The organism is Halopseudomonas sp. (genome assembly GCF_038130085.1).
Taxonomy (GTDB): domain Bacteria; phylum Pseudomonadota; class Gammaproteobacteria; order Pseudomonadales; family Pseudomonadaceae; genus Halopseudomonas.
In genome coordinates this window covers 131788-157220 of the sequence record NZ_JAYPMU010000008.1, presented here as the reverse complement: position 1 = coordinate 157220, position 25433 = coordinate 131788, and the positions used below count along the sequence as shown (strand labels likewise).

Genomic DNA, 25433 nt, shown 5'->3' with positions numbered 1-25433 from the left:
CGAACACCCCGATCAGATATGGTCGGGGTGTTCTTCTTTGCGCGAATGGAAAGTTGGGTGCCCCGGGCTAGACATGGCTGCACCCACCCCCCTCGCTCAGCTTCACTCGTTACATCCCTGAGCAACTCGTCCTTCCGGCTTATTCCGTGCTCTGTTCATCTCCGAAGGCTGCTAAGCTGCACTGACGCAGAGGAGGGGATATGGGCTTATATGATCGTTATGTCTTGCCGAAGTTGATTGATACCGCCTGCGGGATGGGGGACGTGATGGCTAGGCGGGCCCGTCTGGTACCTCAGGCACAGGGAGAGGTTCTGGAGATTGGCATCGGGACAGGACTCAATCTTCGCTATTACGATCCCGCTAAGGTGACACGCTTAATTGGTGTTGATCCTGCGGCACAGATGCAGACGTTGGCGCAGCAGCGCAGTGCTTATCTTGAGTTTCCTATCGAAATGGTCGCGGTCGACGTGCAGGGCATACATGCGGACGACGGTCGGTTCGACACCATTGTCATGACGTTTACTCTTTGCAGTATTGGTGACCCTTTGCCTGCCTTACGGGAGATGCGTCGAGTGCTTCGTGACGATGGGCGGCTGTTGTTCTGTGAGCACGGCCTTGCCCCGGAGCCAGGTGTTCAGCGGTGGCAGCATAGACTTACGCCCTGGTGGAAGCCGCTTGCAGGCGGCTGCCATCTTGATCGGGATATTCCTGCCTTGATTCGAGAGGCTGGGTTCTCCATCGAGCAGCTTGAGACTGGCTATATCAAAGGACCGCGTCCGATGACCTTTCTGTATGAAGGGTTTGCAACGAAGGGCTGATAATCCATCAGCTACAAACAAAAAGAGCGCCCCTAGGCGCTCTTTTTGTTTGGGATGGGATCAGGCGCGGCCCCACTCCACGTCTTGGAGGTGTCGCCACATGATCTTGCCGGTAGGGGACTTTGGAATGCTGTCGGTGAAGGAAACCATCTGAGGGCACTTGTAGGCCGCCATATTTTCATGGCACCAGCTGATGATGTCTTGTTCGGTGGTGCCTTCCTGACCCGCTGCGAGCACAACTACCGCTTTGACGGACTCGCCGCGGCGCTCATGCGGAGTGGAGATGATGCAGACTTCCTGAATGGCAGGGTGCGCGTACATCAGTGACTCGACCTCTGCAGGCCAGACCTTGAAGCCAGAAGCATTGATCATCCGTTTGACCCGGTCGACAAGGAAGAAGTAGCCCTCTTCGTCGTAGTAGCCAAGGTCGCCGGAGCGGAAGAATCGATGCCCATCCAGTTCGACGAAGGCTTCCTCTGTGGCGTCCGGACGGTTCCAGTAACCTTGGAAGATCTGTTCGCCACGCATGATGATCTCGCCGGTTACGCCTGGTTCTACTTCCTTGAGCGTCTCGACATCGATAACGCGCGAGTCAACGCCGATGAACGGAATTCCCAGGCACTGTGCTTTGCACGCCTGTGGCGGGTTAGCGTGCGTTGCCGCTATGGTCTCGGATAGGCCATAGCCTTCCATATAGATCAGGCCGGTCTTCTCTTTCAGCTTGGCTGCTACTGCTGCCGGCATCGCAGCACCACCGCCACCGATACCAGTGAGGGAGCTGATGTCGTATTTGTCGATATCGGGATCGGACAGCATGTCGATCACCATGGTCGAGATGTTGCGCCAGGTGTTGATCTTCAGGCGCTCAATCAACGTTGCGGCAACCTTGCGATCCCAGCGGGTCATCACCACCAGCGTGCCACCAGCATAGAGCGTCGAGTTCATGCACGACTGCATGCCGGTTACGTGAAACATAGGGACTGACACCAGATGAATGCAGCTGTGCTGGGTGTTCACCCAAGCCGCGCCGTAGACGGTGGTTGCCATGACGCTGTGATGGGTATGCACGCAGCCCTTCGGGTTGCCGGTGGTGCCGGAGCTGTACGGAATGACGCAGAGATCATTAGGCCCTGCCGTCAGCGGCCCGGGGCGCAGGTTGGCGCTGAGCGCATCCTGCCAGCGACTGACACCAGCCGACGTGCCGCTTGTTTCCGGCTCACTTACCGCCTCAGGTAACGGCAAGTCAGTCGGGTTCTGGACGTACTCGCTGTAGGCGCTGACGATCACCTCGCGCAGGCTGCTCTTGCCGACGTGTGGAGCCACAAACTCGCTCAGCTCTTGTGCGCACAGGGCGATAGGGGCTTGGGTATCTTCAATCAGGTAAGCAAGCTCGGCAGTGCGATTCATTGGATTGACCGGTACCACGACCGCATTGGCGCGCAGAATCGCGAAGTATCCGATGATGTACTGCGGGCTGTTCTGCATGTACAGCAGGACCCGATCACCAGCCTGTACGCCAGCCTTTTTCAGGTAGCCGGCCAAGCGCTCGGATTGGTCTTGCAGCTCCCGGTAGCTGATATCGGTGCCGTAGTAATGGATGGCTGGGTGTTCAGGGTAGCGTAGCGCCGAGACGGTGATGTTGTGATACAGGTTGGTTGCGGGCAGCTCTAGCGTGCGGGGTACCTGCTCCGGCCATACTGCAAAATGACGATCAAACATACATCCAGTCTCCTGTTGTTGTCGGCGCTGTGGCCACTGGCTGGCACCAACTGTTGTATTTGGGCACGGTTGCAGCATAGGGGAACGGCGAGGCAGGAGGGAATCAAACTGCGCTCCCGTGTTGGCAGGCAATAAACAGCGCTTAGTGGGCGTCCCGTTGAGGGGCGCGGATCGGGTATAGTTAACGGCTTAGGGTAACGCTAGGACGTGACCACGCGAGAGGGCCGCAGGCATGACACAGAATCAGGTAATCATCTTCGATACCACACTGCGTGACGGGGAGCAGAGCCCCGGCGCGTCCATGACCAAAGACGAGAAGCTGCGCATTGCCCGCGCGTTGGAGAAGCTGCGCGTCGACGTGATTGAGGCCGGCTTTGCGATTGCCAGTCCGGGCGACTTCGAGGCAGTCAAGCTGATCGCCGACACCATTCAGGACAGCATTGTCTGCAGTCTGTCCCGCGCGGTGGATGCCGACATCGATCGTGCCGCGGAAGCGCTGGCCGGTGCCAACGCCGGACGCATCCACACCTTTATCGCTACCAGTCCAATCCATATGGAGCACAAACTGCGCCTGCCGCCGGATCAGGTTGTTGAGCAGGCGGTCAGAGCGGTCAAGCGTGCTCGCAATCTATGCCCGGATGTGGAGTTTTCCTGCGAAGATGCGGGGCGCTCGGAAATCGACTTTCTCTGTCGCATCATTGAGGCGGCGATTGATGCCGGCGCGCGCACGATTAATATTCCGGACACTGTCGGTTACGCGATTCCGCATCAGTTTGCCGACACCATTCGCCAGATCATCACCCGTGTGCCAAATGCCGACAAGGCGATCTTCTCGGTCCATTGCCACAACGATCTTGGCCTTGCCGTTGCCAACTCCCTGGCAGCAGTGACCGCGGGTGCCCGCCAGGTTGAATGCACGATCAACGGCCTGGGTGAGCGGGCCGGTAATGCGGCGCTGGAAGAGATCGTTATGGCGATCAAGACCCGCAAGGATCTGCTCAATGTGGATACCCGCATCCAGACCGAGAACATTCTCGCGGCGTCGCGTCTGGTGTCCGGCATCACCGGCTTCCCGGTACAGCCGAATAAGGCCATTGTTGGCGCTAACGCCTTTGCGCATGAGTCCGGTATTCACCAGGACGGTGTGCTCAAGCACCGCGAAACCTATGAGATCATGAGCGCTCAGTCGGTCGGCTGGCACACGAACAAGCTGTCTCTCGGCAAGTTGTCCGGCCGCAACGCCTTTCGCTCGCGGCTGGAAGAGCTGGGTATTGAGCTGAGTGGTGAGGCGCTGAACGCCGCCTTTGCACGCTTCAAGCAACTGGCTGATCGCAAGCACGAAATCTTCGACGAAGATCTCCAGGCGTTGGTGACCGATACCCTGACCGAAGTGGAAGAGCACATCCGTCTGATTCACCTTGAGGTGACTTCCTGCATGGGTGAGGTGCCGGTTGCCCAGGTGCAGTTGATCGTCGATGGCGAAGAAAAGGCGTCGAGCGCCGAAGGCTCCGGACCGGTCGACGCGACCTTCAAGGCGATTGAGCAATTGATCGGCTCGCAGTCCAGTCTCCAGCTGTATTCCGTCAATGCGATTACCCAGGGTACTGATTCGCAGGGCGAGGTCACTGTGCGGTTGGAGAAGGCTGGACGTATCGTCAACGGTAACGGCGCTGACACCGATATTGTGGTTGCGTCTGCCAAAGCCTATATCAACGCCTTGAACCTGATGCGTGAAGGCGCGTATCGCGCCCATCCGCAGGCGGCGGACGTTTGATGTACGAAGCGACTCGACTCGCCTATCTGGAGGCGCTAGGCGTCACCAACTGGATTCCTCGTGAACCTCTGGCGGTGGCTCCGGCGCGCACTCCTGCGTTGTTGTTGCCTGAGCCTGAGGCACCTGCGCCAGGGGGGGCTGAGCTCCGTGCCGAACGCCCCGCAGCTGCGCCTCGCATTGAAGTACCGCGACCAGTGAAGCCATCAGTGACTCCTGTACCGAGTACTCCGCCGGCGCCGCCCCCTGCTCCTGAGCCTGTGCAGAAAGGTCCGGCGGCGGAGCCGGTGGCCGCGTTCTATCTGCAGCTGTGGCAGTCTGGCCCGTGCATGCTGCTGATTGAGACGCCGGAGCCTGGGCTGGAAAGCGCGATGCCCGGATTTATTCTGCTGCAGGACATCTTGCGTGCGGTGCAGCTACCGGAGCGCCCGACGCTGGTTGGCGACTTTCGTTGGCCGCTCAACCGCAACCCGCAGCTGGACCGCAGTGCTGCGGCTGCCAATCGTGGCTTGCTGGCGTTTCTGCAGGCGCGGCTTGAAGCGCGGCAGATCGTGTCTGTCGGCTGTTTTGGAGCGATGAACACCCTATTGGTTGAAACCGATCTAACCCAGGCCGACGCGCTTTTGGGTTGTGAGGAATCTGTTGAAGGGCTGCCACCTGTGTGGTTTGCGCCCAGTCTCGACAGCCTGCTGAAACGCCCGCAGGAGAAGGCGGCGTTGTGGACGTTGTTGCGCCGTGTGCGAGCGCGCTGGCAGGAGAAGTCATGAGTGTGTTGTCGTTTCGCCGCATGCAGGAGTCGGATCTGGATGCGGTGCTGGCAGTCGAGTTCGCTGCGTTCAGTCACCCTTGGACGCGCGGCATCTTTCTCGATTGCGTCCGCTCGGGGCATGAGTGCTGGATCGCCTTCAGTGGGCAGCAGCAGGTCGGTCATGGGGTGCTGTCGGCGGCGGCGGGGGAATCGCATCTGCTTAATATCACCATCAAGCCTGAGAGCCAGGGCAACGGTTACGGCTTGGCGTTGCTCGACCATCTGATTCAGCAGGCCAAGGCTCGTGATGCCGAGGTCACTTTCCTTGAGGTGCGTGAGTCCAATCAGAGCGCTGCGCGTCTATACGAGCGTTACGGCTTCAATGAAATCGGTCGACGCAGAAATTATTATCCAGCGGTGGGCGGGCGCGAAGATGCGCTGGTGATGGCCTGTCCACTGATCGACTGACCCATGTCCAGCGCGCGTCGCAATGGCGCAATCGCCGGACTGGTGATATGTACGCTGGCGTGGGCTGGCAATGCGCTGGTGGCGCGGGCCAGTGCAGGCATGCTGCCACCGATCGGGTTATCTTTTTGGCGCTGGTTGACCGCACTGCTGTTGTTGTTGCCGTTTACCTTGCCGAGTTTGTATCGGTACCGTGATTTGCTTGCAGTGCATTGGAAGCAGATTGCGGCACTCGCAGCACTCAGCATTTCTTCCTACAACACGCTGCTGTATCTGGCTGCGCAAAGTACCACTGCAATCAATATCACGTTGGTCAACACCGGCCTGCCGGTGGCGGCATTTATCTGGTCGGTAGTGCTGCTGCGGCAATGGCCGACACGACTGACACTGTTGGGCACCTTGCTGTCATTCCTCGGCCTGCTATCAATCCTGAGCGGTGGCAAACCCTGGCAACTGCTGCAAATTGGCTTCAATCGGGGCGATTTGATCATGGTGTTGGCGGTACTCACCTGGGGGCTTTACTCCGTGCTGTTGCAGCGTTGGTCCGTCCCGGTCCCGGGGTTTACCCTCCTGGCCGCGATGCTGTTGTTTGGCGTGCCGCTGCTACTGCCGTTCTATCTCTGGGAGCTGAGCTCCCGTGGCGGTATGCCCTGGTCGCTGGAGGCGTTTGGCGCGATTGGCTATACCGCAGTGATGGCTTCGTTGGTTGCGTACTCGGCGTGGAATCATGGTGTGCGCGTGTTGGGGCCGGCAACAGCGTCCCTGTTCAGCTACCTGATGCCGATATTTGCCTCGCTATTGGGGATCTTGCTGCTCGATGAACAATTGCACGCTTATCACCTCGCTGGCGGTGCACTGACCTTTGTCGGTTTGCTGCTGGCCACTAGGCAGGGACGGAAGGTATGAACCGTCTATGTGTTATTCCTGGCGACGGGATCGGTCATGAAGTTATTCCGGTTGTCGTTGCTGCGCTGCAGCGGTTGCTTCCCGCCTTGCAAGTAGTGACCGCTGAGGCGGGGTGGGAGTGTTTTCAGCGTAACGGCCGCTCGGTGCCAGAGCAGACATTGGAGCGCATGCGCGACTGCGGCGCTGGCCTGTTCGGCGCGGTCTCGTCACCCGCGCGTAAGGTCGAGGGGTATCGCAGCGCGATTCTCACCCTGCGGCAGGCGCTTGGTCTGAACTGTAACCTGCGGCCAGTGCGCAGCTGGCCAGTCATCTCGCCTCGCAGCGGTATCGACATGATCATCCTGCGGGAGAACAGCGAGGGTCTGTATGTCGGTCGCGAGCACATGCAGAGCGAGGACATTGCTATCGCCGAGCGGCAGATCAGTCGGCCTGCGTGTGAGCAGTTCGCCGCGCGCATCGTCGAGGTGGCGGAGCAGCGCAGTGCTCGGCGCATCACGCTGGCGCACAAGGCCAACGTCCTGCCTCTGACCTGCGGGTTGTTCCGTGATAGTTGCCGTCAGGTGCTGGCTGAGTGTGGCTGGGATGCGCAGGTGGATGAGCGGCTGGTAGACGTGGCCGCCTTGCAACTGGTGGAGTCACCAGAAAGCTTTGACGTGCTGGCGACCACCAACCTATTCGGCGACATTCTGTCTGATTTGGCCTGCTATTGGTCAGGCGGACTTGGCATGGCGCCCTCGCTTAACTGGGGGCAGGGCATAGCACTGGCCGAGCCTGTGCACGGGAGTGCGCCGGATATTGTCGGTACCGGCCGAGCCAATCCGATTGCAGCGCTACTGAGCGCGGCCTTGTTGTTGAGATATCACGGGCAGCAACCGGAGTTGGCTGAGCGACTCGAAGCGTCCGTCGAAGCGTTTTTGGCTGAGGCGGGTTCGGTTGATTTTGCGGATCGGACTACGGAGATTATTGCCGACGGCGTGATCAGCAGGCTGTAGCGCGAGGATCAGGCGGATACGAAGGCATAAAAAAAGGCCTAGCCGAAGCTAAGCCTTTGAAAAGGTTGGTGGCTACACCGGGACTTGAACCTGGGACACCAGCATTATGAATGCTGTGCTCTAACCAACTGAGCTATGTAGCCATCCGAGGCGCGCATTATTCATTTCTGCGGAAATGTTGTCAACCCTGTTTCCAAAACTTTTTTATCTTCTTTTTCAATTGTTTAACCCGAACCCGCTTGCAGCGGGCAGTCGGGCGTTTTTTGCTTAGCGGCTGTCGAGTTGCATGGGTACGCTGACGCCGTCGGCGCCGCTGTCGTCGTTGACGCTGACGTCGATCTGGAACACGCGTTCAGCTTCCAGTCCGGCACGTTCGATCAGGTAGCCCTTGATGTTGCCTGCGCGAAGTTGGGCTAGTCGGCGGAGCATCAGCTCGCTGCCTCGCCAATGCTCGAGCACTGCCTGGCGCAATTTTATGGCGCGTTCTTCTTTGTCGAGCTCTGCCCATTCTGCTGGTGGCTGCTGCTTGAGTTGGCTCCGGTAGATGGCTTCCAGCAGCACGCGTTTGTCGTCTTCGTCGACGATCAGCTCACTGGGGTCGGCTGGCAGCTTTTTACCGCTGCTCTGCAGGATCTGGTACTGCAGGCGCTGGTATTCGCTTTCCAACCGCGTAGCGGCCAGTGGCGGGCCGTCCTGTTTAATGGCGCTCAGGCCTTCAATTTCCAAAATGAGAGCGGGGCGCTCCTGCAGCGCCTGAGCTAGGGTATCCAACGCACTCTGGGCCGCGCCGTCGAGTTCGGCGCTACCGGCAGCGAAGCTGACCTGGCTGATGTCCTGGTCGTTCCCTGAAACGAGGCCGGCAATGAACTTGAATGGGGCCTGGGTCGCACGCAGCAGCAGGTTACGGAGGGTTTTCCAGACAATCGGCATGACGCTGAACTGTGGGTCGTTGAGGTCGCCCGAGACCGGCAACGATAGGTCGATATTGCCCTTGGTGTCCTTGAGCAGCGCTACGGCAAGACGCACCGGCAGATCGACAGCATCCGGGCTATCGACTTTCTCTCCGAGCTGAAGGCCTTCCAGCAGCAGCTTGTTCTGGGCGTTTAGCTGGCCCTGCTGGATGCGGTATTCGAGATCCAGGTTCATGCGCCCCTTGCGGATGCGGTAGCCTGCAAATTTGCCGGAGTAGGGCGTTAGGGTCGTCAGCTCGACGTTGCGAAAGCGGGTGGCGATATCGAGGCTATTGAGCGGGTCGAAGGGAGTAAGGCCTCCCTTGATGGTGACTGGCGCATAACGGTCAACGCGGCCGCTGATATCGACGGCGGCGACCAGGGGGCGCTGGTTGTCGATAGTGCCAATTTGGCCGTTAAGCTGCCCCATGGCGGTGGCGAAGTTGGGTGTGAGGCTGAAATCCGCGAAGTTGGCGGAACCGTCGCGCACGGAAATCCCGCCAATGCGCAGCGCCATTGGCGGTTTGCTTGCCACTTGGGTGTTCTGCTCCGGTTGGCCCGGTTGCTTTACCACCAGATCACTGAAGTTAGTAGTCAGGTTTTCGTTGATGATGAAGCGGACATAGGGGCGCTGCAACGAGATGCGCTCGATGCCGAGACTGTCGCCCTGATAGTCGATGCCGGCAACCTGAATGCTTTGCCACTTGAGCAGATCACGCTTGCGCGCGGAGTCGACAACGTGCAGTTGGTTGACGCTGGCATCGCCAGTGACGCCCATATCAAGCGGCGATGTGCCGAGCAGTTGCAGCTTCAGATCGCTGTCGAGCAGGCCGCTACGCAACTGAATGCGAACCAGCGGCTCAACGTAGGAGCGGGCGAGCTGCAGGTTGATATCGCGGGTGCTGATGTCGAAATTCGCTGCGATGGGCTGCAGGCTGATCTCGCCGCTGGCGTTCACGTGGCCGTCCCCATTCACGCCGGTGTCTACGGTCAACTTGAAGGGAGCTGCCGCGGCACTATCAAAATCGCTGAGGGTGAGATTGAACGGCGCGAGTTCCAGGCTGACGTTTCTTTCAGGAAGGCGGTCCTGCAGGTGCAGCTGGTAGCCGATCAGCTCGGCGTTTGCCAGTTGCAGCTGCCAGGCTGGAGCGGGTTCCTCTGCTTCGTCGGCATGCTCGGCGGGTGCACTGTCGCCGTCAATTACATCGGCTTCAGTATCGTTCGTAGCGCTTGGTTGGGCGGTGCGGGTTGGCGCGGGTATCAGGCTGAGGATGTCGATTTTGCCATCCTCGGTGCGTGCTGCCCAGGCTTCCAGGCCCTGACTCTGCACGCTGCCCAGCCGTGCCTGGCGGCTGGCGAGGTCGAGTGAGCCGTCGCTGACATCCAGTGAAGGGACACGCAGTAATGGCTTTTCACCCCTGTCGATTACCAGTTCGCGTAACTTGAGGGCGGCATTGCTCAGACGTACGTCGGTGCGTTCTGATAGGTCAATGTGATAGTCGGTACTGGCGCTGACGGCGCCGCTGCGTAGCAGCAGCGGCAAGCGTTCATGCACGTATGGCCAAATGGTGTGGAGCTCGGCGGCCTGCAGGCTGATGCTGCCGCTGGACCGCAGTGGAACCAGGCTGAGTTCTCCTTCCCAGTCCAGAGCAGCGCCATAGGGGCCGGCAGCGGCCAGTGTCATATCACTGCTGTTGTCGGGCAGGGTGCTCAGATTGTGCAGCTCTACAGACAGGTCGTCATAGGCAAATTCGACGGGCTCCGACGGGCGCAGGTCTTCGAAGTTGAAGCTGTTCTTGATCAGGGCGATGCGATCGAGCACTACCGGAAAAGGCTGGGCGTTCGGGTCTTTCTCTTTCGGCTCCGATGGAGGGAGGTCGAACAGATGCAGCAGGTTCAGCTCGCCCTCGGTGTCGAAGCGGGCGTCGACGTGAGCACGTTCGAGTTCGATGTTGGAGAGGTGCAGCGCGCCGCGCCAGAGGCTGTCGAGCTGTACGTTGGCGTAAGCTCGGCGGAAGGCGAATTGGGGGGTATCTGGCTCGCCGATGTGCAGATTCCAGACTGTTGCCTCGAAGCTGAACGGGTTGAACTCGACGCGTTCCAGCTTTGCGGGAACGGTTGCCAGTCGACTGAGTTTCTGGTTGGCAACGTGCAGGACGATTGCGGGCAACAGCAGAGTACCTATCAGGCTGTAGGCAAAAACAGCGATCAACAGTGAAACAAGCAGAGTCTTCTTGCGTAAGCGCATGGGTTTCTCGCAGCAGCACGGAGCACCGGAGAAGTATGGCACGGGAATCGCGCTGGTGCGGTCTTTATGGTCAATGTTGCGATGGTCTTGAGTCTGGCACGTATGGCATGCATCGCTAGCGCGCAAGCGCTTTAAGATGGCTAACAACAACAAGACCCAAAGGATGAGCATAATGCGCAGGTTTGCGGCCTGGCTGGCGGTGCTGGTTGCACTGGTGATCGGGGGCGGGTGGTGGCTGAGTCGAGCGCCCTCATCCGATCTGATCTTTTATGGCGGTCCGATTTTGACCGTCAACGAACAGAATCAGGTCGTCGAAGCGCTAGCGGTGAAGGATGGGATGATCGTCGCGGTTGGCGACCTAGACTCGGTCATGATTCACCGCACGGCGACCACGGACGTGATTGATCTGCAGGGGCGGGCATTACTGCCGGGCTTTGTGGCGGCTCATGAGCATCCCACGCTGACGGCGGTGTTCAGCGGCGCGCACGACCTTTCCGGATTCACCCACCAGAATAATGAGCAGGTGTGGGCGGCTCTGGAGAAGGCGGTGGCCGAAACAGCGCCGGGTGAATGGGTCTACGCTGGAGGGCTGGACGCCATTCTGGTGCCGGATCTCAAGGTCCCGATGCGTGAAGCGCTGGACCAGTTGGCGCCGGACAACCCGGTGTTACTGATCTCACAGACGCTGCACTCGGCGTGGGCCAACTCCAGAGCGTTTGAGGCTGCCGGCGTTGACGCAGAGACTCCGGACCCGGGGCTGGGCTCTTACTATGAGCGAGATCCCAGTGGGGCCTTTACCGGCTTTATCGCCGAAACCCGCGCCATGGCACCCTTTGTCGATGGCTTGCGCGCGCCGCTAGGGCTGGTGAGCCGCTATGGCGATACGCTGGATGGATACATCAGTCAGGGATTCACGTCGGTCGCCTCGTTGGGGTACAACTTGCCGCCGTGGATTGCCCGCCTGGTAGCGCTGCGCGACTTTCATCCGCGCATTCGACAGTTCTTCTATCTGGTCGACAGCGAGCTGAAATACCTACCGGAGCGGCCGGATCATGGCGATCCCTACTTTCGTGTGCTCGGCGTGAAACTATGGCACGACGGCTCGCCCTACACCGGCAGTATGCTGACGTCGGTTCCGTATCTGGACAGCCCGCTGGGTAAAACCCTGGGTATCGAGCCCGGCAGTCATGGTGCCGGGATGATTACGCAGGATGAACTCGTCGACCGTATCCAGCGTTACACCGGGCAGGGCTGGCAGGTGGCAATCCACAGTCAGGGCGATGAGTCCAACCGGCAGGTCGCACAGGCGATTCTCAAGGCGCTACCGGCTGAGTCGGTGACGCGGCAGGTCAGGCTGGAACACTCGGTCATGTTGCCGCAGGATCTGCTGCCCGCGCTGGCCGAGCGTGGCGTCAGCGCGAGCTTCCATATCAATCACATTCTCTACTACGGTGATCGTCTGGCCGACTCGATCATTGGCCAGCGCGCTGCTCAGCAGGTGTTGCCGGTGCGTCGTGCCTTTGAGTTGCAGATGCATCCGTCGTTGCACGCCGATAGCCCGATGTTTCCGACTGAGGGCTTCAGTCTGATGCAGACGGCGGTGACCAGACAGACCTCAACGGGGCTGGTGCTGAACGCTGCGCAAGCGATTGATGTGCGGCAGGCGCTGCGGGCCATGACGATCAACGCCGCGTGGCAGCTGGGTATAGAGCAGCAGGCAGGGAGTCTGGAGGTCGGCAAGTGGGCGGACTTGGTTGTTGTCGACAAGAATCCCTATGCGGTGAACGCCGAGCATCTCGACGACGTAAAAGTGCTGCAGGTGTTCGTCTCTGGGCAGCAGCAGTTTGCTCGACAGTAGCAGCGGAGTGTTGAGGCCGTTTAGCCAGCCTCGCTAGGTAAAGCGGTATCGGTGGGCTGAGACGCGTATTCTCGAAACCAGCGGACTGCGAGTTGCGCCAGCTGCTCTGGTTGCTCCAGCTGAATCCAGTGTCCGCAGCCTTCGATACGCTGATAGTGCCATGCGCTGGTAACGAAGTTCCCGGAGTCGAGCATTTGCTCTTCAGTCAGGTAGGCATCTTCGCTACTCCACACGCCCAGGGTTGGGCAGTGGACTTGCCCCCACTCACCGAATACGGCCTTGCGCAGATTTTCGCGGTACCAGTTAAGGGCAGCGGTGAGGCGCCCTGGGCGTGACATTTGCTGCAGGGCGCGGTCACCGTGCTCCGTTTTACCCAGCCAGCGGCGTAGTCCGCCAGCGCGCAGCAGGTACCACTCACAGAGGCTACGCAGTTGGAACCAGAGCACATACAGACCTTTGCCCAGCTTCTGTTTCAGACCGGCGCGGCCATAGCTCTTGGGGTGTCCGACGGAGACGGCAACCAGCGCCTGTACGCGCTCAGGGTGTTGCAGAGCCAGCGCCCAGGCAATGGCTGAGCCCCAGTCGTGGCCCAGCAGACAAACCGGTTGTTGAATGCCCAGCGCATCGAGGATCGCCGGCGCATCTGCGACGATTTCGTCGATGCGATAGCTGGCGCTGTCGACTGGGGCGTCGGTTTCGCCATAGCCGCGCTGATCGTAGGCAATGACTCGAAACCCGGCAGCCAGCAGGGTGGGAGTCATGGCTTGCCAGACGTCCAGCGAGTCGGGGAAGCCATGCAGCAGGAGCAGCGGTATGCCCTCGCCCTGATCGAGCACGCGAAAGGTAAGGCCGCGTGCCTGGATCATCTTGAACGCTGACTCGGTTGGCGTCTTGCTCATTTGCCGTGTCCTGTTTTGTTTATTGTTATTGGCGCAGCGCTCTATCCAACGGCGCCGTCAGATGGCGGTCATTCTTGGGGAAATGCAGCGGCTTGTGTCGTCATTTGTTGATGGAATAACGGCAAATCCGGACACAGTTGTTGCGAGAGGGGAGAGGGGAAGGCGGCGAACTCACCCCGGCAGTGTGCCGGGGTGAGCGGTGCAAGAGGACTGCTTAGACGTTGAAGCGGAAGTGCATTACGTCGCCATCCTTGACGATGTATTCCTTGCCTTCCAAGCGCCATTTGCCGGCTTCCTTGGCACCGCTTTCGCCGTTGTACTGAATGAAGTCGTTATAGGCGACTACTTCGGCGCGGATAAAGCCTTTCTCGAAATCGGTGTGGATGACTGCAGCTGCCTGAGGTGCGGTGGCGCCGATTTTCACGGTCCAAGCGCGCACTTCCTTCACGCCGGCGGTGAAGTAGGTCTGCAGGCCCAGCAGCTCGTAGCCGGCACGGATCACTCGGTTCAGGCCCGGCTCTTCCATACCCATGGTTTCGAGGAACATCTGCTTTTCCTCGTCGTCATCCAGCTCGGCGATTTCTGCTTCGATCTTGTTGCAAACCGGAACCACGACTGCGCCTTCTTCGGCGGCGATTTCGCGCACCACGTCCAAGTGCGGGTTGTCTTCAAACCCCTCTTCGGAGACGTTGGCGATGTACATGACCGGCTTGTTGGTCAGCAGGTGGAAACCCTTGGCCAGCTGGCGCTCTTCCGGGCTGAGGTCTTTCAGCAGCGAGCGCGCAGGCTTGCCGTCTTCAAAGTGCGGGATCAGCTTTTCCAGCAGCGCCTTCTGTGCGACTGCTTCCTTGTCGCCACCCTTGGCGTTGCGGGCAACGCGCTGCAGTTGCTTCTCGCAGCTTTCCAGGTCGGCGAAGATCAGTTCCAGGTCGATGGTTTCGATATCGCGGCGCGGGTTAACGCTGTTGGATACGTGAATGACGTTTTCGTCTTCAAAGCAGCGAACCACGTGCGCGATGGCGTCGGTCTCGCGGATGTTGGCCAGGAACTTGTTACCCAGGCCCTCACCTTTGGATGCGCCTTCTACGAGGCCAGCGATATCGACGAACTCCATGCTGGTCGGGATGACGCGCTCGGGTTTGACGATGGCGGCCAGGGCGTCCAGGCGGGCATCGGGCATGGGTACCACGCCGCTGTTCGGCTCGATGGTGCAGAAGGGGAAGTTCTCGGCACCGATACCGGCTTTGGTCAGTGCATTGAACAGGGTAGATTTGCCGACGTTGGGCAGTCCGACGATGCCGCAGTTAAAACCCATGGTGTAGTCCTCTGCCGATGGTTCGGCGCAATGAGATTCAGGCCTTGAAGCTGTGCAGGCGTTGCATGACAGCGGTCCAGTTGCCTTCGACCATGCCCGGCAGCTCGCCAATGGCTTCGTCGATGCAGGCGTCCAGTGCGTCCTGCTCGGCGCGGGGCGCGCGGCCCAGTACAAAGCCGGTCACCTGTGAGCTGTGGCCAGGGTGGCCGATACCCAGTCGCAGGCGGTGAAAACCGTTGTTGTTACCCAGTTTGGCGATAATGTCGCGCAGACCGTTGTGTCCGCCGTGTCCGCCACCTTTTTTGCACTTGACCACGCCCGGTGGTAGATCCAGCTCGTCGTGGGCAACGAGAATTTCTTCCGGTGCGATGCGATAGAAGCTCGCCAGCGCGGCGACTGCCTGACCGCTGCGGTTCATGAAGGTGGTGGGAATCAGCAGACGAATGTCCTGACCGTTAATGCTGATGCGAGCGGTCAGGCCAAAAAACTTGCTCTCCGGACGCAGGCTGGTGTTGTGCCGTGCGGCCAGACGCTCAATAAAAAGGGCGCCAGCGTTGTGACGGGTCAGTTCGTATTCCGGCCCGGGATTTCCCAGTCCAGCGATCAACTTGATTCCCTGCGTCACAACGGGCGCCCTCTTCAGAGTCGTGCGGGAGATTACTCCGCGGACTCCTCGCCTTCAGCAGCCGGCGCGTCAGCAGCAACGCGAGCAGCGTGGACGTTAGCAACCGGCAGGTTGTGATCAGCGCCCTGAGCCAGAGCAGTGATAGCAACGCCTTTCGGCAGCTTCAGGTCAGACAGGTGAACGATCTGATCCAGTTCAACGGCAGCCATGTCGACTTCGATGAACTCAGGCAGATCTTTCGGCAGGCAGTGAACTTCCACTTCAGTCATGGTGTGGGAGATAACGCCGCCTTTCTTGACGCCTGCGCAGCTGTCTTCGTTAACGAAGTGCAGCGGAACGTTGACGGTCACTTCGTGGCCAGCAACAACGCGCAGGAAGTCAGCGTGCATGATCACCGGCTTGGCCGGGTGACGCTGCAGTGCTTTCAGCAGCACGTCTTCTTTTTTACCGTCTACAGACAGGCTGATGACGTGGGAGTAGAAAGCTTCGTTTTCCAGGGCTTTCTTCAGTTCGCGTGCTTCCAGAGCAACGTTCTGAGGAGCCTTGTCACCACCGTAAACGATGGCGGGAACCAGATCAGCGTTACGACGCAGGCGGCGGCTCGCACCTTTCCCTAGGTCGGTACGCGCTTTCGCATTCAGAGTGAAGTCGACCATTGGTAGTCTCCTTGCTAATTCACCCGGGCGTTTGCGACCAACGCACCGAGCGAGAGGTGATGCCCTTGTGGGCAGTTAAATCAGCGAGCGTTCCTTAACGGAACATCGCGCTGATGGATTCTTCATTGCTGATGCGGCGCATGGCTTCGGCCACAATCGGGGCCATGTCCAGCTGGCGAATACGCTCGCAGGCAGCAGCGGCCGGAGTCAGCGGAATGGTGTTGGTCACCACCAGCTCGTCCAGCACGGAATTAGTAATGTTTTCGATTGCCTTGCCCGATAGGATCGGGTGGGTGCAATAGGCATAAACCTGAGCCGCGCCGTGGTCCTTCAGGGCCTTGGCTGCGTGGCACAGGGTGCCAGCGGTGTCGACCATATCGTCAACCAGTACGCAGGTGCGGCCTTCAACGTCACCGATGATGTGCATGACTTCGGACTGGTTGGCCTTCGGGCGGCGCTTGTCGATGATCGCCAGATCTACGCCGAGGCTCTTGGCAACAGCGCGAGCGCGGACTACGCCGCCGATGTCCGGAGAGACGATCATCAAGTTGTCGAAGCGCTGGTCCTGGATGTCGTCGATCAGTACCGGCGAGCCGTAGATGTTGTCTACCGGGATATCGAAGAAGCCCTGAATCTGGTCAGCGTGCAGGTCAACGGTGAGCAGACGGTCAACACCAACGGTGTCGAGCATGTCGGCAACCACCTTGGCGCTGATCGCTACACGGGCAGAGCGGGGGCGGCGATCCTGGCGGGCATAACCGAAGTAGGGGACTACCGCGGTGATACGGGAGGCGGAAGAGCGACGCAGCGCGTCAGCCATGACCACCAGTTCCATCAGGTTGTCGTTGGTCGGTGCGCAGGTTGGCTGCAGGATGAAAACGTCCTTGCCGCGCACATTCTCGTTCAGTTCGACGTTGACTTCACCGTCGCTGAAGCGGCCGACGGTAGCGTCGCCCAGGGGAATGTGCAGTTGACGCACGACGCGCCGTGCCAGATCGGGGTTGGCGTTCCCCGTGAAAACCATCATCTTGGACACGCAGCAATACCTTTTGTGGGTAGTGGCTTGGCGGAGAATTCAGGTCTGCGGGAATGCCGATACGGCCTCAACCAGCCAGACATGAACTGTTCTGTACTTGATTGCTGCCGGAGAGAAAAATGGCAGGGGCGGCTGGATTCGAACCAACGCATGGCAGGATCAAAACCTGCTGCCTTACCGCTTGGCGACGCCCCTGTATCTGTCCGGATGCACGGCTGCATCCGTCATGCTTGCTTTTGCAGTTCGCGGTGTAACGGGGAAACGTTACAACCTCTTGCTACAAAACTTCGCAGTGTGGCTGGCAACCGGGCGCGAACTTTATCAGCTTCGCGTTCGTTTGGGAAGGCCCCAAACAAGCAACTGCCAGTCCCGGTCATCTTAGCTTCACAATATTTGTTTAGCAAGATCAACGTGTTACGAATTTCAGGGTAACGCGTTGTGACGACCGGCAAGCAGTCATTCCGACCACCGCCTTCGACGAAGGCCGCTAATGTAATGGGCGATGTGTTTCGCGTCAACCTCTCATCTGAAAAAATTTCAGCGGTACTGACGTGGCAGTCCGGCGCAACCACCAAAAACCAGGGTTCGGCCAGCTCGACCGGGGTCAGTTGCTCGCCAACGCCTTCAGCCCAGGCGGCGTGGCCGCGGACAAAGACGGGGACGTCTGCGCCCAAGGTGATGCCGATCTCGGCCAATTGGTCGATGCTCAAGCCGGTTTGCCACAGGTGGTTGAGGCCAAGCAGGGTGGTCGCCGCGTCTGAGCTGCCACCGCCGATGCCGCCGCCCATGGGCAGTACTTTGTCGAGCTGAATGTCCGCGCCAAGTGTTGTGCCACTGGTCTGCTTGAGCAGTCGGGCGGCGCGCATGATCAGGTTGTCTTCAGCATCGACGCCAGGCAGGTCGGTCAGCAGCTTGAGTTCGCCATCGCTGCGCAGGTTGAAGTGCAAGGTGTCGCCGTGGTCGAGAAACTGAAACAGGGTCTGCAGGGTGTGGTAGCCGTCGGCACGTCGGCCGGTGATATGCAGGAACAGGTTCAGTTTGGCCGGTGCGGGCAGGCTGAGTGTTGCGGTGTTCATTCGTTGATGCCGGGTTTCCATTCGGTAATGACCAGTGTCAGTAGCAGATCGTGACCGGAGATTTGCAGGCGCTGGGGGAGATCCAGATCACCAACCTGCTGGTAGCGGCTGTATTCAATGGTCCAGCCACTCTGATTGAGTCGACCCAGTCGGCTTTGGCTGTCGAGCTGCAGGCGGCTGGTTGCATCGGGTGCAGGCAGACCGCGCACCCACCAGAGCAGTTGATCCACCGGCAAACGCCAGCCGATTTGCTGGGCGACAAGTTCTTCGGCGGAGCTGGCACTGACAGGCGGGTGTCCCGCCACCTCCAGCGTCGTCTGGTTGCGGTCACCCTGAATGCGCGTAGCGCCGCGGCCGAGGGGGCCAGACAGGCGAATGTCGTAATAGTGCTGGCGCTGTAGCCAGAATAATGTGCCGCTACCTGATTCCTGCGGGCTGCGGATGCCGAGCTTGCCTTGCAGAATCCAGCGATCCAGCGGCTCGACTTGCGCGCGGTGCGCTTTCCAGGCGGTTTGATCGCCGCCGAATTCGATGGTTTCGCGTTGATGCAGGTTGCCGCAGGCGGTCAGGGTCAGCAACAAACATAGCAATATAGGCAGGCGCAATACGGGCATGAGTTATTCGGCTTCCAGGCGATCGCGGGTACTTGGGATGAGAGTGCTTTCGGGGTCCAGCTTGAGGGCCTCGCGCCAAACCTTGCGTGCTTCGCGCTTGCTGCCTTGGCGCCAAAGGACCTCGCCCAGGTGAGCGGCGACCTCCTGGTCCGGATAGGCTTCGTAGGCCGCGCGCAACAGGTCCTCTGCGCGGTCCAGATTGCCGAGGCGGAAGTGTACCCAGCCGAGGCTGTCCTGAATGGCCGGGTCATCTGGCGCCAGATCTGCTGCGCGGGTGATAAGCGCGAGTGCGCGGTCCAGCTGGACGTTGTGATCGGCCAGGGTGTAGCCGAGGGCGTTGAGCGCCATCGCGTTATTTGGTTCTTGCTCAATGATGGCGCCGAGGTCTTCTTCAACGCCGCGTAGATTCTCCAGCTGCGCATGTAGCATGGCACGGCTGTAGAGTAGGCTGGTGTCTTGCGGGTAGGCCTGCAGTGCGGTGTTGGTTTGCGCCATGGCCAGTTCGGGGTGCGCGCCCATCAACGCCTCAATTTCAATCTGGAATAGCGTCAGACCGTGCTGTGGATGCTGATCACGGTCCTGCTGAAACTGTGCCTGCAGTGCGGTAATGCGCTCCTGCTCCAGCAGTAGTCGCGCTATTTGAACGCGCGAGGTCAACAGCTCGTTGCCGCTATCGATGCTCTGCCAGGTCAGCATGGCGTCCTCGCTGCGACCGGCGGCCAGATAGGCGCTGCCCAGGTGATAGCGCGCGGTATTGTTGCCGGGCGCCAGCTGCAGGGTGTGTTGCAGATGAACGACTGCCTCTTCGGCGTTGCCCAGTTCGAGGTCGATGAGGCCGAGCGAGAGCAGCAGGTCTGCGTCGTCCGGGTTGTCGGATGCGAGCTTCTGATACTGCACTCGGGCGTCTTTGAAGTTGCCGTCGCTGACCAGCAGGCGGGCGAGCATCAGGCGCAGGCGAATATCGTCCGGGAAGCGCTCCAGGCCGTCGTACAAGAGGCTTTCTGCGCGCTGGGTATCCTGTTCGGCGAGCAGGCGGCTGTGCAGCAGGATGATCGGCGCCACCTCTTTACTGCGCGGGTGAGATTCCAGCAATGCCAGTGCCTCTTCCGGACGATCAGCTTGCTGCAGCAACAGCGCTCGGGCGAATACCAGTTGGGCGTTGTCCGGATGACGTTCCTGCATTTGTTTGAGGCTGGTCAGCAGGGCGTTGCGAGTCTGCGGGTCGGTTTGTGCCGCGGCCAGGGCAAGAAAGTCGAAATGGGTTTCGCCATGCAGGTCCAATGCGCGCTGCATCATGTCCATCGCCTGCTCGTGCTGGTTGGCGCGCGCCAGATGTATGGCTGCAGAGCGCAGCGCCTCGGGATCCTGCGGCGCAATCTCGACCCAAAGTGCGGTCATCTCGTTGGCGGCTTCTTCATTGCCGAGGAATTCGGCAACGCGCACGGCACGCTCGGTAATCCCGGGGTCGCGGGTGCTGCGGGCCTGTTTCAGGTAGTTATCCAGGGCGATATCAAAGCGGTTGCGCTGGCCCGCGATCTCGGCGGTCAACAGGTCAAGCAGGGTGTCCTGGCGGAACTGGCCGTAGACCGTCGGCTCCGCCGGGGGGGCTATCTCCGCAGCCGGTTGCGCTGGGTTGGCCGGCGCGTTGGCCTGATCAAGGACGCTGCAGCCGCCAAGCGTCAGTGCGATCAGCAGCGCCGGCAAGGTCGGATTGAAAGTAACCTTCATAGGAGATCTCGTGCGAAACGGTGGGCTGGTTGGGGCGGATAACCACGTGCAGCAACGCTTTGAAGCATCATGACACAGGCTCGGTGACAAACCCAGAGGGGCGCTCTGAGCGGGTGTGTGCGGCATCCTGACGCCGCAATACGAGCGACCGTTGGCCATGCGGCGATTGATTGGCTTGAACTAACATAGGACAATTGCACGTTTTTGGCAGCAGCTCCGTTCTCGCAATACGAGGCATCATGGGTTTCATCGCACTGGGCATCAATCATCGGACCGCAGGGGTTGAGGTACGCGAGCGCGTATCTTTCTCGCCTGAGCAGCTGCCCGATGCACTGCAGCGTCTGCGTGCCGAAGCGGGTGCCGACGAAGTGGCCATTCTGTCGACCTGCAATCGCACAGAGCTTTATTGTGCGCAGGAGCAGCTCAATGCCGACCGCTTGGTCGAATGGGTCGCCCGCTTTCACGGTATGACCGCAGATGAGGTGCGCCGTTCCAGTTATCTGCACCAGGATGCGGGCGCGGTTAACCACATGATGCGCGTGGCCGCCGGCCTCGACTCGATGGTATTGGGCGAGCCGCAGATTCTCGGCCAGATGAAAGATGCCTGGCAGACCGCGCGGACCGCAGGCACCCTGGGGCCCTATCTGGATCGACTGTTCCAGAGCACCTTCAATATGGCCAAGCAGGTGCGCACCGATACTGCTATTGGCGAGAACCCGGTCTCGGTCGCCTTCGCCGCAGTCAGTCTGGCCCGGCAGATCTTTGCCGACCTGCGCCGCAGTACGGCACTGCTGATTGGCGCCGGCGAGACCATCGCGCTGGTCGCCCGCCATCTGTTTGAGCAGGGTGTCGGCCGCATCATCGTTGCCAACCGAACCTTGCAGCGCGCCGAACTGCTGAGCGAACCGCTCGGTGGTCAGGCGATTCTGCTGAACCAGATTCCCGATATCCTCGCCGAGTGCGATGTGGTGATCAGTTCAACCGCCAGCCCGCTGCCGATCCTGGGCAAGGGCGCGGTAGAGCGTGCGCTCAAGCAGCGCCGTCACAAACCGATGTTCATGGTCGACATCGCCGTGCCGCGCGATATCGAGCCGGAGGTCGGTAGTCTGGCCGATGTTTATTTGTATACCGTCGATGACCTGCACGAGGTGATCGAGGAAAATATGCGTTCGCGCCAGGGCGCCGCCGAGGCCGCCGAGCGGCTGATCGAGCTGGGCACCGGCGAATTCATGCAACGCCTGCGGGCGCTGGCCGCGGTGGATGTGGTGCGCAGCTACCGGCAGAAGGCCGAGCAGGCGCGCGATCAGGAGCTGCAGAAAGCCCTGGCCAAGCTGCAGCGCGGCGCCGATCCCGAGCAGGTAATGACCGAAATGGCGCGCATGTTAACGAACAAGTTGCTGCACGAACCCAGTGTGCAGCTCAAGCAGATGACGGCGCAGGGGCGGGTTGAAGCGCTGGCGCTGGCGCAGGAACTCTTTGCTTTGGGCGACAACGCTCCGGGCAACAGCAATACCACGGTACAAGGCGACTCATGAAAGCATCCCTGTTGAACCGGCTGGACTCCTTTGGCGAACGTTTTGAGGAGCTGTCGGCGCTGCTCAGCGACGCCGAGGTCATCAGCGATCAGACCCGCTTCCGCAGCTACTCGAAGGAGTACGCCGAGCTGGAAAGCACGGTCAAGTGCTACGAACAGTGGCGCCGGGTGCAGGGTGACATCGAAGAGGCACGCAGCCTGCTCAAAGACAGTGACCCGGATTTGCGGGCCATGGCCGAAGAAGATCTTGAGAGCTGCACGGCGCAACTGGCGGAGCTGGAAGAAGAGCTCAATCGCCTGTTGCTGCCGAAAGATCCCAACGATGATCGCAACGTATTCCTTGAAATTCGCGCCGGGACCGGTGGCGACGAGGCGGCGATTTTCTCCGGAGACCTGTTCCGCATGTACAGCCGTTATGCCGAGCGTCAGGGCTGGCGTGTCGAAGTGCTCTCGGAGAACCCGGGTGAGCATGGTGGGTATAAAGAGGTGATTGCCCGAGTCGAGGGGCAGTCGGTTTACGCCAAACTCAAATTCGAGTCTGGCGCACACCGCGTTCAGCGCGTGCCGGAAACCGAGTCGCAGGGGCGGATTCATACCTCTGCCTGTACCGTCGCCATCCTGCCGGAGATGGACGAGCAAGCCGAGATCGAGATCAATCCGGCGGATCTGCGGGTCGATACCTACCGCGCCTCCGGCGCTGGTGGTCAGCACGTCAACAAGACTGACTCCGCGATTCGCCTCACCCACCTGCCGACCGGCATCGTGGTCGAGTGTCAGGATGAGCGTTCACAGCACAAGAACCGCGCCCGCGCCATGAGCCTGTTGCAGGCCAAGCTGGTCAACCAGCAGCGCGAAGCGCAGGAGAAGGAGCTGTCCGACACCCGTCGCTCGCTGGTTGGCTCTGGTGACCGCTCTGAGCGGATTCGTACCTACAACTTCCCGCAGGGCCGGGTTACGGATCACCGTATTAACCTGACGCTCTATAGTTTGGACGAGGTCATCGCCGGTAACCTCGACAATGTGATCGAGCCGCTGCTGCGCGAGTACCAAGCCGATCAGTTGGCGGCGCTGGAGTCGGCATGACGCCGACTCTGGCCGAGTTGCTGGCCAGCGCCGAGCTGTCGGACTCGGACACTGCCCGGCTGGATGCAGAGCTGCTGCTCTGCCACGCCATCGGCAAACCCCGCACCTATCTGCGTACTTGGCCCGAGCGTCAGCCTGATGTTGAGCAAGTGCGTCACTTCCAAGCGTTGTTGAGCCAGCGTCGCAGCGGCGTGCCGGTAGCCTATCTGCTCGGCGAGCAGGGCTTTTGGAGCCTGCAGCTGGAGGTCAGCGAGGCGACCCTGATTCCGCGGCCAGACACCGAGCGGCTGGTTGAAGTCGCTCTGGAACTGGGCCCGCAGGGCGCTGCCGAAGTGCTGGATCTGGGCACTGGCACCGGGGCGATTGCGCTGGCGCTAGCGGTCGAACGTCCGCAATGGCAGCTGACTGGCGTCGACCGGGTTACCGACGCGGTGGCGTTGGCTGCGCACAACGCGGCGCGACTGCAGATCGGTAATGCCCATTTTGAGCAGAGTGACTGGTTTGGCGCGCTGGCAGACCGGCGCTTTAACCTGATTGTCTCCAACCCCCCTTATATTGCCGAGAGCGACCCCCATCTGCAGCAGGGGGATGTGCGCTTTGAGCCTGGCAGTGCGCTGGTCAGCGGTGTCGATGGGCTGGATGACATTCGTACCCTGGTGCAGCAGGCGCCGACTCACCTGCAACAGGCTGGCTGGTTGCTGTTCGAGCACGGCTGGCAGCAGGCCGATGCGGTCGCTGTGCTGTTGCGGGAGCAGGGCTTTGAGCAGGTACAGAGCTGGCGCGATCTGGGCGGGCAGCTAAGGGTAACGGGAGGGCAATGGCGTGGATGACCAGCAGTTGCTGCGCTACAGCCGGCAGATTTTGCTGCCGCAGATCGATATCGACGGCCAGCAACGGCTGCTGGGCAGCCGAGTTCTGATCGTCGGCGTCGGCGGGCTGGGCTCGCCGGTCGCGCTGTACCTCGCTGCAGCGGGCGTCGGCGAGCTGGTACTGGCCGATCCTGACCAGGTCGATCTGACCAACCTGCAGCGCCAGATCATTCATCACGCCGCCGATATCGGTCGCGACAAGGTCGCCTCTGCAGCCGAGCGGGTCGCGGCGATCAACCCTCAGGTTACCTGCCGCACGCTCCCCGTTGCCTTGGCTGACGAGGCGCTGCTGGGCGCAGTGGCTGACGTCGATCTGGTGCTGGATTGTTCCGACAACTTCGCCACCCGCCACGCGGTCAATGCCGCCTGTGTCCAATTGGCGAAGCCGTTGGTGTCCGGCGCCGCGATTCGGCTGGAAGGCCAACTCAGCGTTTTTGATCTGCGCTGTGATGACAGCCCCTGCTATCAGTGTCTGTACGGCGAGGGCGACGAGCAGGCGCTGAGCTGCAGTGAAGCCGGGGTGGTTGGCCCGCTGGTCGGCCTGGTCGGCAGTCTGCAGGCGCTGGAGGCGCTCAAGCTGCTGGCGGGATTTGGTCAGCCACTGGTTGGCCGTTTGCTGCTGATTGATGCGCTGGACAGTCGCTTTCGGGAGTTGCGGGTGCGTCGCGATCCCGGTTGCAGCTGCTGCGGGGCCGATGCATGAATGCGCCCATTGGGGTGTTCGACTCGGGTGTTGGCGGCCTTTCCGTACTGCGTGAAATCCGCCAGCTGCTGCCGCACGCAAACCTGCTTTACGTGGCTGACAGCGGCCATGTGCCCTACGGCGAGAAGCCACCCGAGGTGATTCGAGAGCGTAGTTTGCGGATCGCCGAGTTTTTGATCGGGCAGGGCGCCCGTGCATTGGTGCTGGCCTGCAACACCGCCACGGCTGCCGCGGTAAATGAACTGCGCGGCACCTTCGATATGCCGATCGTCGGTATGGAGCCTGCGGTCAAGCCGGCTGCGGCGGCGACCCGCAACGGCAAGGTCGGGGTGTTGGCGACCACCGGAACGCTGCAGAGCGCCAAGTTTGCTGCACTGCTTGATCGCTTTGCGCGGGACGTGGAGGTGCTCACCCAGCCTTGCCCAGGGTTGGTCGAGTGTGTCGAGCAGGGCGATCTTCAGGGCCCGCAGGTGCGTGTATTGCTGCAGCGTTATCTGCAGCCGTTACTGCAGGCCGAGTGCGATACGCTGATTCTCGGTTGTACCCATTATCCCTTCCTCAAACCGGTGCTGCGGGAGTTATTGCCAGCGGATATCCAGCTGGTCGACACCGGAGAGGCGGTAGCTCGTCAGCTGCAGGCGCGGCTGGGGGAAAACGCGCAGTTGCCGTTGGGCGGCAATGGTGTGGTGCGTTTCTGGAGTAGCGGTGATACGCAGCAGATGGCTCGGGTGCTGCCCGTGCTCTGGGGCAGCGAAGGTGAGGTTGAGTCGCTGCCGGTTTGAGGCGCGCTTACGAACTATCAGCTATATAACTGTCTATC

The 25433-nt window shown here is 60.4% G+C and carries 22 protein-coding genes and 2 tRNA genes; 12 read left to right on the top strand and 12 right to left on the bottom strand.

Translation table 11 applies throughout. The features are described from left to right. Positions 1-200 precede the first annotated feature (200 nt). Entirely contained in the window at positions 201-818 is a 618-nt protein-coding gene (locus AAFM31_RS08560; protein ID WP_341707495.1) for a methyltransferase domain-containing protein, read from the top strand. Positions 819-878: 60 nt separating this feature from the next. On the opposite strand, the gene AAFM31_RS08555 is transcribed toward AAFM31_RS08560, so the two are convergent. Next, a complete protein-coding gene (locus tag AAFM31_RS08555; RefSeq protein ID WP_341707494.1) occupies positions 879-2537 on the bottom strand; it encodes a long-chain-fatty-acid--CoA ligase in 1659 nt (552 codons plus the stop codon). Positions 2538-2769: 232 nt separating this feature from the next. Here AAFM31_RS08555 and AAFM31_RS08550 point away from each other — a divergent pair, with 232 nt between their 5' ends. Genes AAFM31_RS08550 through AAFM31_RS08530 form a run of 5 tightly spaced genes read left to right on the top strand, consistent with a single transcriptional unit; the run spans position 2770 to position 7419 of the window. Further along, positions 2770-4311 (top strand): 2-isopropylmalate synthase, encoded by a 1542-nt coding sequence (locus AAFM31_RS08550; RefSeq protein ID WP_341707493.1) that lies wholly within the window; start codon positions 2770-2772, stop codon positions 4309-4311. Further along, complete coding sequence (locus tag AAFM31_RS08545; RefSeq protein ID WP_341707492.1) at positions 4311-5075, top strand: energy transducer TonB; 765 nt, start codon at positions 4311-4313, stop codon at positions 5073-5075. The genes AAFM31_RS08550 and AAFM31_RS08545 overlap by 1 nt, the downstream gene beginning before the upstream one ends. Continuing rightward, the gene (gene rimI, locus AAFM31_RS08540) at positions 5072-5524 is read left to right on the top strand and encodes a ribosomal protein S18-alanine N-acetyltransferase (protein WP_341707491.1); all 453 of its coding nucleotides are present in this window, start codon (positions 5072-5074) and stop codon (positions 5522-5524) included. The genes AAFM31_RS08545 and rimI overlap by 4 nt, the downstream gene beginning before the upstream one ends. A 3-nt stretch (positions 5525-5527) precedes the next feature. Next, entirely contained in the window at positions 5528-6427 is a 900-nt protein-coding gene (locus tag AAFM31_RS08535; protein WP_341707490.1) for a DMT family transporter, read from the top strand. Next, entirely contained in the window at positions 6424-7419 is a 996-nt protein-coding gene (locus AAFM31_RS08530) for an isocitrate/isopropylmalate family dehydrogenase (RefSeq protein WP_341707489.1), read from the top strand. Before AAFM31_RS08535 ends, AAFM31_RS08530 begins: the two co-directional genes overlap by 4 nt. Before the next feature lie 66 nt (positions 7420-7485). On the opposite strand, the gene AAFM31_RS08525 is transcribed toward AAFM31_RS08530, so the two are convergent. Next, positions 7486-7562 (bottom strand) — tRNA-Met (locus tag AAFM31_RS08525). 124 nt (positions 7563-7686) lie between these two features. After that, positions 7687-10617 carry a DUF748 domain-containing protein gene (locus AAFM31_RS08520; protein WP_341707488.1) on the bottom strand — a complete coding sequence of 977 codons (2931 nt, stop codon included), beginning with the start codon at positions 10615-10617 and terminating at the stop codon, positions 7687-7689. A 172-nt stretch (positions 10618-10789) separates the two neighbouring features. On the opposite strand from AAFM31_RS08520, the gene AAFM31_RS08515 reads away from it, so the two are divergent. Next, positions 10790-12475 carry an amidohydrolase gene (locus AAFM31_RS08515; RefSeq protein ID WP_341707487.1) on the top strand — a complete coding sequence of 562 codons (1686 nt, stop codon included), beginning with the start codon at positions 10790-10792 and terminating at the stop codon, positions 12473-12475. Between the two features lie 20 nt (positions 12476-12495). Here AAFM31_RS08515 and AAFM31_RS08510 read toward each other — a convergent pair whose 3' ends face one another. From AAFM31_RS08510 to AAFM31_RS08470, 9 genes are all read right to left on the bottom strand, one after another. After that, the gene (locus AAFM31_RS08510; RefSeq protein WP_341707486.1) at positions 12496-13374 is read right to left on the bottom strand and encodes an alpha/beta fold hydrolase; all 879 of its coding nucleotides are present in this window, start codon (positions 13372-13374) and stop codon (positions 12496-12498) included. 214 nt (positions 13375-13588) lie between these two features. After that, positions 13589-14689, bottom strand: coding sequence for a redox-regulated ATPase YchF (ychF, locus tag AAFM31_RS08505; protein WP_341707485.1), 1101 nt, complete (start codon positions 14687-14689; stop codon positions 13589-13591). A 37-nt stretch (positions 14690-14726) separates the two neighbouring features. Next, positions 14727-15302 carry an aminoacyl-tRNA hydrolase gene (gene pth, locus AAFM31_RS08500; RefSeq protein ID WP_341707502.1) on the bottom strand — a complete coding sequence of 192 codons (576 nt, stop codon included), beginning with the start codon at positions 15300-15302 and terminating at the stop codon, positions 14727-14729. 44 nt (positions 15303-15346) lie between these two features. Continuing rightward, positions 15347-15970, bottom strand: coding sequence for a 50S ribosomal protein L25/general stress protein Ctc (locus tag AAFM31_RS08495; RefSeq protein ID WP_341707484.1), 624 nt, complete (start codon positions 15968-15970; stop codon positions 15347-15349). A gap of 94 nt (positions 15971-16064) precedes the next feature. Then, positions 16065-17006 carry a ribose-phosphate pyrophosphokinase gene (locus AAFM31_RS08490; RefSeq protein ID WP_341707483.1) on the bottom strand — a complete coding sequence of 314 codons (942 nt, stop codon included), beginning with the start codon at positions 17004-17006 and terminating at the stop codon, positions 16065-16067. Between the two features lie 120 nt (positions 17007-17126). After that, positions 17127-17201, bottom strand: a tRNA-Gln gene (locus tag AAFM31_RS08485). 29 nt (positions 17202-17230) lie between these two features. Next, the gene (gene ispE, locus AAFM31_RS08480) at positions 17231-18082 is read right to left on the bottom strand and encodes a 4-(cytidine 5'-diphospho)-2-C-methyl-D-erythritol kinase (RefSeq protein ID WP_341707482.1); all 852 of its coding nucleotides are present in this window, start codon (positions 18080-18082) and stop codon (positions 17231-17233) included. Beyond that, on the bottom strand, positions 18079-18696 hold the full coding sequence (gene lolB, locus AAFM31_RS08475; protein ID WP_341707481.1) for a lipoprotein insertase outer membrane protein LolB: 618 nt from the start codon (positions 18694-18696) through the stop codon (positions 18079-18081). Before lolB ends, ispE begins: the two co-directional genes overlap by 4 nt. 3 nt (positions 18697-18699) lie before the next feature. Then, positions 18700-20424 (bottom strand): tetratricopeptide repeat protein, encoded by a 1725-nt coding sequence (locus tag AAFM31_RS08470; RefSeq protein WP_341707480.1) that lies wholly within the window; start codon positions 20422-20424, stop codon positions 18700-18702. Between the two features lie 239 nt (positions 20425-20663). On the opposite strand from AAFM31_RS08470, the gene hemA reads away from it, so the two are divergent. From hemA to murI, 5 genes are read left to right on the top strand one after another with little or no spacing between them, the layout of a single operon-like run. Beyond that, a complete protein-coding gene (gene hemA, locus AAFM31_RS08465) occupies positions 20664-21959 on the top strand; it encodes a glutamyl-tRNA reductase (RefSeq protein ID WP_341707479.1) in 1296 nt (431 codons plus the stop codon). Beyond that, positions 21956-23041, top strand: a complete 1086-nt coding sequence (gene prfA, locus AAFM31_RS08460) for a peptide chain release factor 1 (protein ID WP_341707478.1) — start codon at positions 21956-21958, stop codon at positions 23039-23041. The genes hemA and prfA overlap by 4 nt, the downstream gene beginning before the upstream one ends. Beyond that, the gene (prmC, locus tag AAFM31_RS08455) at positions 23038-23871 is read left to right on the top strand and encodes a peptide chain release factor N(5)-glutamine methyltransferase (protein ID WP_341707477.1); all 834 of its coding nucleotides are present in this window, start codon (positions 23038-23040) and stop codon (positions 23869-23871) included. The genes prfA and prmC overlap by 4 nt, the downstream gene beginning before the upstream one ends. Further along, a complete protein-coding gene (locus AAFM31_RS08450; RefSeq protein ID WP_341707476.1) occupies positions 23864-24613 on the top strand; it encodes a molybdopterin-synthase adenylyltransferase MoeB in 750 nt (249 codons plus the stop codon). The genes prmC and AAFM31_RS08450 overlap by 8 nt, the downstream gene beginning before the upstream one ends. After that, positions 24610-25395 (top strand): glutamate racemase, encoded by a 786-nt coding sequence (gene murI / locus AAFM31_RS08445; RefSeq protein ID WP_341707475.1) that lies wholly within the window; start codon positions 24610-24612, stop codon positions 25393-25395. Before AAFM31_RS08450 ends, murI begins: the two co-directional genes overlap by 4 nt. The last annotated feature ends 38 nt before the right edge of the window (positions 25396-25433 follow it).

Excerpts from the sequence above, each read along its gene's own strand:
- AAFM31_RS08535 (WP_341707490.1), top strand. The coding sequence starts at position 5,528 with ATGTCCAGCGCGCGTCGCAATGGCGCAATCGCCGGACTGGTGATATGT.
- ychF (WP_341707485.1), bottom strand. The coding sequence starts at position 14,689 with ATGGGTTTTAACTGCGGCATCGTCGGACTGCCCAACGTCGGCAAATCT.
- AAFM31_RS08545 (WP_341707492.1), top strand. The coding sequence starts at position 4,311 with ATGTACGAAGCGACTCGACTCGCCTATCTGGAGGCGCTAGGCGTCACC.
- AAFM31_RS08515 (WP_341707487.1), top strand. The coding sequence starts at position 10,790 with ATGCGCAGGTTTGCGGCCTGGCTGGCGGTGCTGGTTGCACTGGTGATC.
- AAFM31_RS08555 (WP_341707494.1), bottom strand. The coding sequence starts at position 2,537 with ATGTTTGATCGTCATTTTGCAGTATGGCCGGAGCAGGTACCCCGCACG.
- AAFM31_RS08520 (WP_341707488.1), bottom strand. The coding sequence starts at position 10,617 with ATGCGCTTACGCAAGAAGACTCTGCTTGTTTCACTGTTGATCGCTGTT.
- AAFM31_RS08510 (WP_341707486.1), bottom strand. The coding sequence starts at position 13,374 with ATGAGCAAGACGCCAACCGAGTCAGCGTTCAAGATGATCCAGGCACGC.
- rimI (WP_341707491.1), top strand. The coding sequence starts at position 5,072 with ATGAGTGTGTTGTCGTTTCGCCGCATGCAGGAGTCGGATCTGGATGCG.
- lolB (WP_341707481.1), bottom strand. The coding sequence starts at position 18,696 with ATGCCCGTATTGCGCCTGCCTATATTGCTATGTTTGTTGCTGACCCTG.
- AAFM31_RS08550 (WP_341707493.1), top strand. The coding sequence starts at position 2,770 with ATGACACAGAATCAGGTAATCATCTTCGATACCACACTGCGTGACGGG.
- ispE (WP_341707482.1), bottom strand. The coding sequence starts at position 18,082 with ATGAACACCGCAACACTCAGCCTGCCCGCACCGGCCAAACTGAACCTG.
- AAFM31_RS08560 (WP_341707495.1), top strand. The coding sequence starts at position 201 with ATGGGCTTATATGATCGTTATGTCTTGCCGAAGTTGATTGATACCGCC.
- AAFM31_RS08470 (WP_341707480.1), bottom strand. The coding sequence starts at position 20,424 with ATGAAGGTTACTTTCAATCCGACCTTGCCGGCGCTGCTGATCGCACTG.
- hemA (WP_341707479.1), top strand. The coding sequence starts at position 20,664 with ATGGGTTTCATCGCACTGGGCATCAATCATCGGACCGCAGGGGTTGAG.
- prfA (WP_341707478.1), top strand. The coding sequence starts at position 21,956 with ATGAAAGCATCCCTGTTGAACCGGCTGGACTCCTTTGGCGAACGTTTT.
- prmC (WP_341707477.1), top strand. The coding sequence starts at position 23,038 with ATGACGCCGACTCTGGCCGAGTTGCTGGCCAGCGCCGAGCTGTCGGAC.
- murI (WP_341707475.1), top strand. The coding sequence starts at position 24,610 with ATGAATGCGCCCATTGGGGTGTTCGACTCGGGTGTTGGCGGCCTTTCC.
- AAFM31_RS08530 (WP_341707489.1), top strand. The coding sequence starts at position 6,424 with ATGAACCGTCTATGTGTTATTCCTGGCGACGGGATCGGTCATGAAGTT.
- AAFM31_RS08495 (WP_341707484.1), bottom strand. The coding sequence starts at position 15,970 with ATGGTCGACTTCACTCTGAATGCGAAAGCGCGTACCGACCTAGGGAAA.